This is a genomic window from Cryobacterium lactosi, assembly GCF_004403945.1.
Classification (GTDB): domain Bacteria; phylum Actinomycetota; class Actinomycetes; order Actinomycetales; family Microbacteriaceae; genus Cryobacterium; species Cryobacterium lactosi.
The window spans coordinates 25,354-37,289 of record NZ_SOHM01000034.1; the positions used below are offsets into that span (position 1 = coordinate 25,354).

Annotated in this window: 12 protein-coding genes; 8 read left to right on the forward strand and 4 right to left on the reverse strand. The window is 68.8% G+C overall.

Annotated elements, in window-relative coordinates:
• Window positions 1–80 precede the first annotated feature (80 nt).
• The 3 genes from E3T61_RS16535 (at window position 81) to E3T61_RS16545 (ending at window position 2,343) form a co-directional block, all read left to right on the forward strand.
• A complete protein-coding gene (locus tag E3T61_RS16535; protein WP_241992636.1) occupies window positions 81–1,067 on the forward strand; it encodes a DMT family transporter in 987 nt (328 codons plus the stop codon).
• 10 nt (window positions 1,068–1,077) lie between these two features.
• Entirely contained in the window at window positions 1,078–1,860 is a 783-nt protein-coding gene (locus tag E3T61_RS16540) for a hypothetical protein (RefSeq protein WP_134641957.1), read from the forward strand.
• Window positions 1,861–1,965: 105 nt separating this feature from the next.
• On the forward strand, window positions 1,966–2,343 hold the full coding sequence (locus E3T61_RS16545; protein ID WP_134641958.1) for a hypothetical protein: 378 nt from the start codon (window positions 1,966–1,968) through the stop codon (window positions 2,341–2,343).
• 19 nt (window positions 2,344–2,362) lie between these two features.
• On the opposite strand, the gene E3T61_RS16550 is transcribed toward E3T61_RS16545, so the two are convergent.
• A complete protein-coding gene (locus E3T61_RS16550) occupies window positions 2,363–3,967 on the reverse strand; it encodes an ABC-F family ATP-binding cassette domain-containing protein (protein WP_134641959.1) in 1,605 nt (534 codons plus the stop codon).
• Between the two features lie 259 nt (window positions 3,968–4,226).
• On the opposite strand from E3T61_RS16550, the gene E3T61_RS16555 reads away from it, so the two are divergent.
• Window positions 4,227–6,224, forward strand: coding sequence for an ABC1 kinase family protein (locus E3T61_RS16555; RefSeq protein ID WP_134641960.1), 1,998 nt, complete (start codon window positions 4,227–4,229; stop codon window positions 6,222–6,224).
• A gap of 13 nt (window positions 6,225–6,237) precedes the next feature.
• Here the strand turns inward: E3T61_RS16555 and E3T61_RS16560 are convergent, their stop codons facing one another.
• Window positions 6,238–6,786, reverse strand: a complete 549-nt coding sequence (locus E3T61_RS16560; RefSeq protein ID WP_134641961.1) for a CGNR zinc finger domain-containing protein — start codon at window positions 6,784–6,786, stop codon at window positions 6,238–6,240.
• Window positions 6,787–6,868: 82 nt separating this feature from the next.
• On the opposite strand from E3T61_RS16560, the gene E3T61_RS16565 reads away from it, so the two are divergent.
• Complete coding sequence (locus E3T61_RS16565; protein ID WP_134641962.1) at window positions 6,869–7,825, forward strand: EamA family transporter; 957 nt, start codon at window positions 6,869–6,871, stop codon at window positions 7,823–7,825.
• On the opposite strand, the gene E3T61_RS16570 is transcribed toward E3T61_RS16565, so the two are convergent.
• Window positions 7,822–9,306 (reverse strand): MFS transporter, encoded by a 1,485-nt coding sequence (locus tag E3T61_RS16570; RefSeq protein ID WP_134641963.1) that lies wholly within the window; start codon window positions 9,304–9,306, stop codon window positions 7,822–7,824. The two genes, E3T61_RS16565 and E3T61_RS16570, sit on opposite strands and share 4 nt — an antisense overlap.
• Before the next feature lie 92 nt (window positions 9,307–9,398).
• Between E3T61_RS16570 and E3T61_RS16575 the strand changes: the two genes are divergently transcribed.
• Together E3T61_RS16575 and E3T61_RS16580 are read left to right on the forward strand one after the other, a co-directional pair.
• Window positions 9,399–10,052 carry a TetR/AcrR family transcriptional regulator gene (locus tag E3T61_RS16575; protein WP_241992637.1) on the forward strand — a complete coding sequence of 218 codons (654 nt, stop codon included), beginning with the start codon at window positions 9,399–9,401 and terminating at the stop codon, window positions 10,050–10,052.
• Window positions 10,053–10,111: 59 nt separating this feature from the next.
• On the forward strand, window positions 10,112–10,297 hold the full coding sequence (locus tag E3T61_RS16580; RefSeq protein WP_134641964.1) for a YegP family protein: 186 nt from the start codon (window positions 10,112–10,114) through the stop codon (window positions 10,295–10,297).
• Between the two features lie 9 nt (window positions 10,298–10,306).
• On the opposite strand, the gene ypfJ is transcribed toward E3T61_RS16580, so the two are convergent.
• The gene (gene ypfJ / locus E3T61_RS16585) at window positions 10,307–11,191 is read right to left on the reverse strand and encodes a KPN_02809 family neutral zinc metallopeptidase (RefSeq protein WP_134641965.1); all 885 of its coding nucleotides are present in this window, start codon (window positions 11,189–11,191) and stop codon (window positions 10,307–10,309) included.
• Between the two features lie 53 nt (window positions 11,192–11,244).
• On the opposite strand from ypfJ, the gene E3T61_RS16590 reads away from it, so the two are divergent.
• Entirely contained in the window at window positions 11,245–11,910 is a 666-nt protein-coding gene (locus tag E3T61_RS16590; protein ID WP_134641966.1) for a hypothetical protein, read from the forward strand.
• Window positions 11,911–11,936 lie beyond the last annotated feature (26 nt).

The window sequence follows — 11,936 nt, forward strand, 5'->3', positions numbered from 1 at the left end:
GCACGCTAACACCTGCCGCCGACCGCGAGATAGCCCCGGCCGAATTGTCGCCGGTGGCCGCACTGAAATAGGGTCTGGATGTGCCCGTCCCCTTTATGCCCACCGAAGTCACCGATACGATCGTTCAGTTTCTCGACCCGGCCGCCCGCAAGAACCTCGGCATCGCCGTCGCTCTGGCCGGCACCGTCTTCCTGGCCCTTGGCGCACAGCTGCAGCACCGCGGGGTGGGCAAGGCCTCCAGGATGCGCCCCGGCGACCAGCAGAAGATGAGCCTCGGCCAGCTGCTGGCCCTGCTGCGGCGGCCGTCCTGGTTGCTCGGCACCCTGCTGCTCGGCTTCGCCATCGTGCTACAGCTGACCAGCCTCGGCCTGGCCCCGCTGCTCGTTGTGCAGCCTCTCGGCGTGGCCGCGCTGGTGCTGTCAACCGTGGTGGACTCCCGGCTCGCGCACACCAAGCTCGACGGCACCGTGCTGCGTTCGGTGGCCCTGTCGGTGGGCGGCATCGTGGTCTTCGTCTCCATCGCCGCCGTGTACGCCACGGACCGGCCCATCCAGCCGCCGCAGGTGGTGATCATCCTGATCCTGCTGGCCGTTGTGCTGATCGCCTGCGGGGTTATCTTCACGCTGCTCCGCGCCCGCCTCACCGCCGTGGCCTACGTTCTCGGTGCAGGCGTGCTCTACGCCTTCGTCGCCACCCTGGCCAAGCTCACCATCACCCAACTGGTGGCCGGTGACCTGTCGCTGCTCACCCTGCTCTGCGTGGGCGGCATACTCACCGCCGCGATCGTGGGCGGCGTGTTCGTGCAGGTGGCGTACTCCACGGGTCCGCCCAACCTTGTGATCGCCGGACTGACGGTTGTGGACCCCCTCGTGGCGGTCGGCATCGGCATCGTCGTACTCGGTGAGGCGTCCCAGGCCCCGCTCTACGCCCTGATTGCCTTCGTCATCGCCGGCGCCATCGCCGCCTACGGTGTTCTGGGGCTCTCCAGGCACCGGCCGGAGTCCACGCTGGCAATCGCCTCCGAAAGCGCGCCCGAAACACGGAGGCCGCCCAGACAACGTCGGTAGCATCATGCTGATGTCAACCGTTCACTCGAAAACCAAGATCGCAGGTCGGTTCTTCGTCGTCGCTGGTTTTCTGGCGCTCACTCTCACCGGGTGTGCGGCCTCCGGCGTGGCGCAGACCGGCGTCGTGACGCCGACCGACGCCGGCGACTCCGCCGACCAGCCCGATCCCTCGACCGACCCCGCCGTCTCGGAACCGACAGGCTGCCCGGCCACGGCCGAGTCGATGCCGGCCGGTGCGACCAGCGCTCAGATCGCCGACATCGACGGCGACGGCGAGAACGACACCGCCTGGTACGACGAGGCGACCTCACCGTTCACCTACGGCATCACCACTGCTTCCGGCGCCACCCTCGCCCTGCCCGACGACCTCGCAGGGCCTGGACGGCACAGCGGCTGGACCGCGGCGCTGCACAACGGTGTTGTTGTGACCGTGCTCGACGACAGCCGCGGGGCCACCCTGCACGCCATCGTGGAGTGCGGGTTCGTCACCCCCATCGGTGTGGACGCCCGCCCGTACACCTTCGACATGCAGAACGCCCACGACAACGGCACCGGGGTGGGCTGTCTCGAAGTGGACGACGGACTCGAGCTGAACGGCCTGCAAGTCACCCAGAACCGCGACGACAGCTACTCGCTGCTGGCAACCGGAATCTCGGTGTCGGCCGACGGGCTCACCGCCATCAACGGTTACACCGCCGTCTCGGCCTCGCTTGCGGCAGACGACCCCCGGGTGGCTGAGGCGCAGACCTCGTCGTGTGGCGATGCCGCGGTGGTCAGCACCAGCGGACGCTGACTTCCGGACACCGCCACAGCCGGAATTGCGTCTGCGGCTCGCACCTGAAATCGTAGGGACGGGGAATCTCAGAGTGTGGTTCGCAGGCGGGGGGAGAGCGCGATCATGCATGCTACGTCCGCGGTGCTCGTGCGGTTGCTGCCCGACTACGCCGGCACCGTGCTCTGGTGTCCACATCCGGTGGCGTACGCCGCCACCCACCTTGACCCCGCCCTGGTCTCCGACCTGATCCGCTGGGAGATCGACTACTACGACGCGCTCACCGATGACTTCGGTTGGCGCAGCGCCGAGCTGGCCGGCGAGTTCACGGCCACCGGTATCCGGCTGGCCATGTGGCTGGCGGTGCAGCTGGGGTCCGGCTTCGACATCGAATTCGCCTCCTATGAGGCCGGTGTGGCCACCCGCCGGTTCCGCAGCGAGTGCCCGGCCGACAACCCGCGCGCCACGTCGGCGTTCACCGCGCTGGCCCGCACCGCCGCGTGAGCCGGCGACCTGCCTATACCTACCGGGCCCCCTCGGCCAGTCGCCCCCTCGCATCCAGGCTGAGCCAGTCGGTGATACCGATCCTGGCCAGGAACGCCTCGTCGTGGCTGACCACCAGCAGGCCGCCCCGGTAGCCGCCGAGGGCGCCGACCAACTGGTCGACACTCCGGCGGTCGAGGTTGTTCGTCGGTTCGTCCAGCACGATCAGTTGCGCGGGTGGGTCGGCCAGTAGCAGCCGGGCCAGCGACACCCGGAACCGTTCCCCACCGGAGAGGCTCCGCACCGGCCTGGTCACGGCATCCCCTCGCAGCAGGAACCGGGCCAACCGGTTCCGCAGCTCCCCGGCCGGCGCCGCCGGGGAGCTCGCGGCCAGGTTCTCCAGTGCGCTGGCGGTGTCGTCGAGCCCGTCCAGGCGCTGGCTGAGGTAGCCGATGCGGCGTGTGTGTGCGATCGCGGTGGCCCGCCCGGCTCTAGCGGTTTCCGGGTGCACCAGCGACTCGAGCAGGCTGGTCTTGCCCACGCCGTTCGGGCCGGTCAGCGCCACCCGGGCCGGACCGTGCAGCAGAAAAACGCGGTCGCTGCCGTGCAGTTCCGCCAGGCGTCTGCTGCTGGGCACCTGCGGGTCCGGCAGGTCAACGTGGATGGTGTCGTCGGATCGCACCAGGGCGGCGGCATCGGCGGCAGCCGCACGGGCATCCTGCACCTTGCCGTCGAACTCGGTTCGCAGTTTGCCCGCAGACACCTGCGCGGCCGACTTGCGCAGCCCCATCACAATCTTGGGAACCCGTTTGTTCTCGAACTCGGTGCGCGCGAACCGACTGCGGTGGGCGAGCTTGGTCTCGGCCTCGACGCGTTGCTGCTTCTCCTTCTTCAGCACCTGGTCGGCCGATCGCTGTGCCTGTTGCGCGGCGGCCTGCTGCCTGTCGAGGTGGTCGAGGAACAGGCTGTACGGGCCGCCGAACACCGTGAGGGCGCCGCCGTGCAACTCGGCGGTGTCGTCCATCAGCTCGAGCAGGGCGCTGTCGTGGCTCACCACGATCAGGGTGCCCGGCCACGAACGCACCAGGGCGGCCAGCCGCTGCCGGGCGGCGCCGTCGAGGTTGTTGGTGGGTTCGTCGAGCACCGTGATCGGTGCGGCCCCCAGCCGCAGCCCCGCGATGGCGACCAGGATCGCCTCCCCGCCTGACATCGCCCCGACCGGCCTGCCCAGGTCGGCCTCCCCGAGACCGGCCGAGCGCAACGCCTCGGCGGCCGTGGTGGTGATGTCCCAGTCGTCGGCGAGCACGTCGAAGTGCCGTTCGGCCACATCGCCCGCCTCGATGGCCCGCAAGGCGTCGAGCTTCGGGCGCACTCCGAGTAGGTCGGCGGCGGTCGCCGCGACGCCGAGGGTGAGGGTTTGCGGCAGGTATCCGACCTCGCCGGACCGGGTGATGGTGCCCGTGGATGGCTGCAGGTCGCCGGTGATCAGCCGCAGCAGGGTGGACTTGCCCGAGCCGTTGGCGCCGACCAGCCCGGTGCGGCCGCGGCCGAAGGCGGCGGTGATGCCGGTCAGGGCGATGGATCCGTCGGGCCAGTCAAGGCCGACATCCGTCAGGAGGATAGGTGAATTATGGGCCGTAGCCATGGTGCTTCCCGTCGTCAGTGTGGGCACTGACACCGGAAGCCGCGGGCGCGGCAGATCGACGGGTGTCAGCGCGTGAGCGCGAAACCGACGATGATCTTCACTGGTCGAACCTGACTCTGGGGGACGGGGCGGAACCCGTTCAGTGTGGCACGCTCAGTCGACGAAGTACAAGCGGACGGGCCGATTCTCGCCAGCCCACGACTCTCCCGGCACAGCGCGGTAGCCTGAGCGCCAACAGCGAGAGATTGCGGGGCACGGGTTGTTGGAATCGTTCTGGGCGTGGGTTGTCATCATCCTGATCGCCCTCGTCTTTTCCGTTGCGATCGGTTTTGCCACCCGCTCCCTGCTCGGCACCACCGTGGGGTGGTTGCGCACCTTCCTGGTGGGGCTGCTGGTCTTCGTCGGGTGCTGGCCGTTCGCCTATTTCGTGTCGTCCCAGGCCCGCGTCATCGCCGAAGATGGCACCCCCAAGGTGCCGATCCTGGTCGTGCTGCTCTTCATCGCGCTCGCGTTCGGCTGGGTATTCGCGTTCGGTATGGCGATCCTGGTGGCCACCGAGGCGCTCTGGCCCACCACCGCCGCCAACCCGATCGACGCTTTCCGGGCCGCCCTGCACCGGCGCCGGCGCACCAATCGGTACCTGCAGATCCTCACCCTGCTCTCCAAACACGGCATCGGCTGGATCCTCAGTGAACGCCCCGGCGGCGCGCCCCGCGCGGCCAAGAACGGCGGACGCACGCAGGATGCCCTGGTCTCGGCCATCAACGAGGCCGGCGTCACCTTCGTCAAGCTCGGCCAGCTGCTCTCCACCCGGCGGGACCTGTTGCCGGCCAGCTATACCCAGGCGCTTGCCTCGCTGCAGTCCGGCGCAGCGACGCTGCCATGGCCCGCGATCCGCAAGGTCATCGAGACCGAAATCCGCGGCCCGCTGGGGAGCGTGTTCGCGCACGTGGACGAACAGCCGCTCGCGGCGGCATCCGTCGCTCAGGTGCACGCCGGAACCCTGCTCGACGGCACCCGGGTGGTGCTCAAGGTGCAGCGGCCGGCGGCGGCGGCCCAGGTCGCCGCCGACATCGACATCATCGTCAGGCTCGCCCAGCGCATCGAGAACCAGACCAGCTGGGGGCGGGACTTCGGGGCGGTGAGTCTGGCCGAGGGCTTCGGCCGGTCGCTCCGCGACGAGCTGGACTACCGCATCGAGTTCAGCAGCACCCAGCAGATCGGCAGTGTGGTCGCGTCGTCGGCGGCCCAGGACGTACTTGTCGTGCCCCGGGTGTACCCGGAGGCCAGCTCCCGCCGGTTGCTCACCATGGATCTCATCGACGGTGTTCCGTTGAATGCCGCGGGGGAGCGGCTGGCCCGGATGGACCCGGAGGACCGTGGCGCGCTCGCGTCGGCGCTCCTGGACGCGGTGCTCGAACAGGTGATCGTGACCGGGATCTTCCACGCCGACCTGCACCCCGGCAACCTGATGCTCCGGGCTGACGGCATGCTGGGGATGATCGACTTCGGCAATGTGGGTGTGCTGGAGCGCAGCATGCGCGAGGGCCTGGTGACGCTGCTGCTGGCGGCGGCGAACGACGACGACATCGCCACGACGGACGCGTTGCTCCTGGTGGTGGAAGCGCCGGCGGATGCCGACATCCTGTCGTTGCAACGCGACCTGGGGCGGATGCTCACGTTGACCCGGCACAGCGCGGAGGGCTCCATCTTCGCCGCGATGCTCGACACGATCCGCGACCACCACCTGGCCGTGCCGACCTCGCTGGGTCTGGCGTTGCGTTCCCTGATCACCCTGGAGCGCTGCCTGGACATCCTCGACCCCGACTTCGACATGGTGGAGACGGCGCTGGCGAGGGTGCCGCATTTCCTGCGGCGCTTGATCACACCCCGGTCCCTGCTCGGATCGTTGCAGTCGCAGGCGGCCGTGCTGCAGGCCACGGTGCGCCGGCTTCCGCGCCGGCTGGAAACCATCAGCTCTTCCCTGGCCAAGGGGACATTCAGCGTGCGGATCCGCGCCTTCGCTGAGCCGGACGACAGGTGGTGGATCGGCTCGGTGGTCACCGAAGCCGTGGGAGTCCTGATCGGCATCGCGGCCGTCAGCCTCGGGATCGTTCTTGTGGTCTCCGACACCGGGCCGGACCTTGTCGCGGGGGTGCGGCTGTTCGCCTTCCTCGGCGCCTCGATCGGGCTGGTCGGCTTCATCCTGCTCATTCGGGCGCTACGCCAGTTGTTCCTGCGCCGCCCGCACGTGTGAGCATCGTGACGCGTTAGCCGGCCGCCCGCTGCCGGAACGCGATCGTGTTCATCCGGTTGCCGCAGCGGATGCTGCAGAACCGCTTGGAGCCGTTCCGGGACAGGTCGACCAGGATGCCGGCGCAGTCCTCCGCCGCGCAGGCGCGGAGCCGGCCGGTCTCGTCGGTGCGGATCACGTCGACCAGCGCCAGAGCCACCTCCACCCGGATGCGCTCGGCCAGCGGCGCCTCAGGGTCGGTGGCGTGCAGGTGCCAGTCGAGGCCGTCGTGACGCATCAGCCGGGGCCGGGCCCGGCCGCTCTGCAACAGGGCGTTCACTTCCAGCGCCGCGTCGTCCCGGTCCAGGGTCCAGATCCGGCGGAGGAGATCGCGGGTCGCTCGCACCTCGGCCAGCTCCGCGTCGGTCTGATCCAGGCGGCCGGAGAACTGGTGGCCCACAAAAAGCGCCGTCACGTCGCTCGGTGTGACGAGCTCGTCTGCGCCGCTTTTGGTCGCGCCGGCGACGGTGTTCGCGAGGTCGACGGTGAACGCCAGACTCGCCTCGGTGTCAGGGGCAAAACGCAAATTGACTCCTTACTCACAACCACACTATCTTCATGAACAGTGCACCCCGACACCGTCGGCACGCCCGTCCGCCTGGAGCCTCATGACTCGCTCGTCCACCTCCCTCGGCCTGGTCATCGCTGTCATCGCCGCGGCCACGTTCGGCCTCTCCGGGGCCCTCGCCAAGCCGCTGCTCGAGAGCGGCTGGAGTCCAGCCGCGGCCGTTACCGCGCGGGTGCTGATCGGCGGCCTGGTGCTGGCCCCCGTGTCCGTCATCTCGCTGCGCGGCAACTGGGCGGCGCTCTGGGGCGCCCGCTGGCGGATCGTCGCGATGGCGCTCATCGGGGTGGCCGGCACCCAGCTGGCCTACTTCGCCGCGATCGAACGCATCCCGGTGGGTAGCGCGGTTCTCATCGAGTACATGGCCCCGCTGCTGCTCGTGGCCTGGGCGTGGGCGCGTAGCCGCCGGATGCCCAAGCGCGTCGTGCTGATCGGGTCCGTCGTGGCCATGGCCGGCCTGATCCTCGTGGTGAACCCGGGCGGAACGGCGCGGCTGGACGTGCTCGGCCTCACCCTGGCGCTGGCGGCCATGGTGGGCTGCGCGATCTACTACCTCGTGGCGGCACAGCCCAGCGACGGGCTGCCCTCCGTGGCGCTGGCCGGATTCGGCCTCTTGCTCGGCGGTGTCCTGCTTGGCCTGGTCGGGCTGAGCGGCCTGGTGCCCTTCGATACCGCCACCAACGATGTGCCGATGTTCGGCAGCACGGTGCCCTGGTGGCTACCGCTGATCATCATCGGTGTGGTGGCCACGGCCATCGCCTACTCCACCAGCATCGCCGCCAGCGAGCTGCTCGGCTCCCGGCTCGCCTCGTTCGTGGGCCTGCTCGAGGTGGTGGCCGCCACCTTCTACGCCTGGCTGCTTCTGGGTGAGCAGCTCACCGTGACGCAACTTCTGGGCGGGCTGTTGATTCTCGTCGGGATCGCGTTTGTGCGCTCTGAGAAGACGGATGTGGCGCTCGAGCCGGCGTCCATGGCGGCCATGGACGCCGACCGGCTCTAGTGCGCGACCACCGGCTCGGCGTCGGCGGCCTGGTGCGCGTTCGACAGTGACAGGCCGTGGCCCATCCGGCGGAACAGCAGGGCGGCGATGATGCCCCCGACGGCGAAGAAGCCGGCGCCCCACCAGTACGCGACGGCGTAGCTGGAGACCGCGGCCTCAGCGGCGACCTCGGCCGTGGCGGGCAGGTGCGACGCCAGGTAGTCGGCCGCGGCGGTGGCTGCCAGGGTGTTCAGCAGTGCGGTGCCGATCGAGCCGCCGACCTGTTGGCTGGTGTTCACCATGGCCGATGCGACACCGGCGAACTGCCTGTCGACGCCGAGGGTGGCGGTCTGCATCGACGCGGGCATGATCGAGCCCATCGCGAAGCCGAGGATCATCAGCGGCGGCAGCACGTTGGCCGCGTAGGTGCTTTCGAGGTTGAGGTTGGTGAGCAGCACCATGCCGATTGCGCCCAGGGCCATGCCGAAGGGCACCATGATCTTGGGGCCGAAGCGTGGCACGAAGATGTTGGTCGACAGCTGGGCGGCGAGCACGAGCATTCCGATCATCGGCAGGAACGAGAAACCGGTCTGCATCGGCGTGAATCCCAGCGAGGTCTGCAGGTAGTAGGTCACGAACAGGAAGATGCCGAACATGCCCGCTCCGGCGATCATCACCGAGAGGTAGGCGGCGCCGCGGTTGCGGTCGAGCACAATCGCCAGCGGCAGCAGTGGATGCGCGGCCTTGCGCTGCCAGAGCACGAACGCCACGAGCAGCACCACGGCGCCCGCGAGCATGCCCCAGGTCAGCGGTGAGTCCCAGCCATCCGTCTCGGCGTTGGAGAACCCGAAGACCAGGCCGAACAACGCGGCCGAGACCAGGATGGTGCCGGGAAGGTCCAGCTTGGGCCGGGGGCCGGTGCGCTTGAGGGTGTCGACGAAGATCGCGGCGCCGATGACGGCGATGATAGCGATGAAGACGTTGATGTAGAGGTTCCAGCGCCAGTCGAAGTACTCGGTGAGGTAGCCGCCGAGCAGCAGGCCCACGGCGCCACCGGCGCCGGCGATCGCGCCGAAGACACCGAACGCGCGGGCGCGTTCCTTGGGGATCGTGAAGGTGGTGGTCAGCACCGCCAGCGCCGTGGGCGCCAGGAGTGCACCGAACGCGCCCTGCAACGCCCGGGCCGCGACCAGAGCGCCGAAAGTGCCGGCCGCGCCGCCGAGCGCTGATGCGACGGCGAAGCCGATCAGCCCGATGATGAAGGTGCGCTTGCGCCCGATCAGGTCGGAAAGCCGACCGCCGAGCAGCAGCAGGCTGGCGAAGGCGAGCGAGTAGGCGGTGACGATCCACTGGCGGTCGCCGTTGGAGAAGCCGAGATCGGCCTGGGCGGAGGGCAGGGCGATGTTCACCACGGTGGAGTCGAGCACGACCATGAGCTGGGCGAGGGCGACCACACTGAGGGTCCACCACCGGCGGGAATGGGGCGCACTGGTTTGAGACATAAACGCGACTCTATACGATACTGTGGAGTTCCGGATCTTAACAGTTCCTGAATTTACGCCCCGGTAACATTTGAGAAAGTACAGACACAGAAATGGAGATCGTCTCAATGACGCAGGTGGAACCCGCAGCGGCCGAGACGAAGCTGGGCCGCAAACGCGATCACACCCGCGACCCGGAGATCCTGGCCGCGGCTCTCGAGGTGCTCGCGGAGACCGGTTTCGACGGTATGACCATCGACATGGTTGCCGCCCGCGCGAAGGCCGGCAAGGCCACCCTGTACCGGCGGTGGCCGTCGAAGAACGAACTCGTGATCGATGCGGTTGCCTGCATGAAGCAGGCCGACCTGGACCAGTCCCGGTTGCCGGACACCGGCACGCTGCGCGGCGACCTGGTGGCGATGATCAAGCCCCGCTCCATCGAAGACGCCGTGAAGAAGATGCAGATCATGGCCGGTGTCATGTCGATGATCTCCGCGACGCCTGAGCTCGCCGACGCGGCCAATGAGGCCCTCATCAAGCCGCGGGCGGCGGCCAACCGGTTCCTCATCCAACGGGCGATCGACCGCGGCGAGGTCACCCCTGGATGCGACATCGACGCACTGTGTCTCGTGACCCCTGCCATGGCGACGTACCGGACTCTGATCGAGCGAAAGCCCGTCGACCGGGACTTTCTCATCTCGCTGATCGACGGTGTGCTGCTGCCTGCGCTCGGCCTGCGCGCCGGGGACAGCCCAGGCGCGCGGTAAGGTTGCGCCACCGGCCTCGTAGCCGGCGGAGTTTTATCTCGACGAAGAGAGCGTGTCATATGTCCGGCAAGTACGAATTGACTGCAGACCGATCCGGTGGCTATATCTTCAAGCTCAAAGCCCACAACGGCCAGGTGCTGATGACCTCGGAGAGCTACCAGACCAAGGCGGACGCCCTCAAGGGCATCGAGATCGTCAAGGCGGATGCCAAGGGTCGGGTCATCGACCTGACCGAACCCAAGTAGCGGCGCGGCCTAAAGCTCCGCGTCGGCCACGGCGAAGGTGTCGCAGGCCTCGGCCCCGTTTGTGTACCCCGCCTGGAACCACCTCTGGCGCATCTCGCCCGAGCCGTGGGTCCAGGTCTCCGGGTTCACCTGGCCCTGGGTCTTCTCCTGGATACGGTCGTCGCCGATCGCGGACGCCGCGTTCAGCGCATCCGCGATCTGGGCGTCGGTGATCGGGTCGAGCAGACGGACGCCGTCGGCATCCGTGGTCTCGGTCGCCGAGCCGAGCCACGCGCCGGCGAAGCAGTCGGCCTGCACCTCGACGCGCACGGCGTCGGAGGCGGGGCCGGTCTGCGAGGTGTCCGCGGTGGCGAAGGTGCCGGCCAGGTTCTGAATGTGGTGGCCCCACTCGTGCCCCACAACATAGAGCTGCGCAAGCGGCCCCGCCGTGGCACCGAACTCGGTGCGCAACGTGTCGTAGAACGCGGTGTCCAGGTAGATCAGCTGGTCGGCCGGGCAGTAGAACGGTCCCACCGCGCTCGTGGCCGCGCCGCACCCGGTGTCGACCGAGTCGATGAACAGGTTGATGGTGGGCGAGGCGTAGCCGATTCCCATCGCCGGCGCCTGCTCCGACCAGTAGTCCTCCAGCGAGTCGCGGGTGAGGCCCACCCGGCACTCCACGTCGGCGTCGGCGTCGGCGCCGGTGTAACAGCCGGTCAGCGCGGTGGTCTCGCTCTGGTTGCCGCCACCGGCCGTGCCGCCGCCGAGCAGACCGGTGAGGTCGACGCCGAGCAGCTGCGAGAGCAGCACGACGGCCACGAGGCCCAGGCCTCCGCCACCGACCGCGAGACCGGTGCGGCGGCCCGATTTGCGAACCCCTTTTCCGGAGTACTTGGCGTCGTCATTGAAAGTCATTCCTAGACCCTAAATGATTGCCGGCGCCCGCGCCCGCCTGCCACACTTCGGTCATGGGAATCTCGGGCCGCCTCGTCTTCGCCGGCATCACCGTCGGTCTGCTCACCCTCGGCGGATGCGCCGCCAGCGACACGCCAGGAGCCGGCTCCACGGCCACCCCGGGGCAGTTTCCCCGCCCCGCCGCCGCCGGTGAGGTACTCGCCCAGGGCACGGTGCTGCAAAAAGACGGTGAGGAACCCCAGCTCTGCCTGGGCGCTATCGCCGAGTCCTACCCGCCCCAGTGCGGTGGCCCACCGATCCTCGGCTGGGACTGGATGACGGTCGACCAGTCCGAGACGGCATCCGGCGTCACCTGGGGCAGCTACGCCATCACGGGGACCTGGGACGCCGCCGCGTTCACCGTGACCCAACCGTCCATCCCGCTGTCGCTGTACGACCCGCTCGCCCAGGTGGACCCCCGGCTCGACGAGGACACTCCCGGCCCGAGCGAGGAGAGCACCCTGCTGCGCCTGCAGGATGAGCTGAATGCCGCCGACTATAGCCCGGCCACAGCCACAGCCACGGACTGGGCCGGGATGCCGATCCTGTCGAACTGGACCCAGAACGGCTACCTCTGGGTGTCGGTGATCTACGATGACGGGTCGATCCAGCGGTTCTTCGACACGCAGTTCGGTGACGGCGTCGTTGCCGTGCAGTCCGCCCTTCAGGACGTCGGGTGATCATCCGGTCGACGTAGGATCGGTGT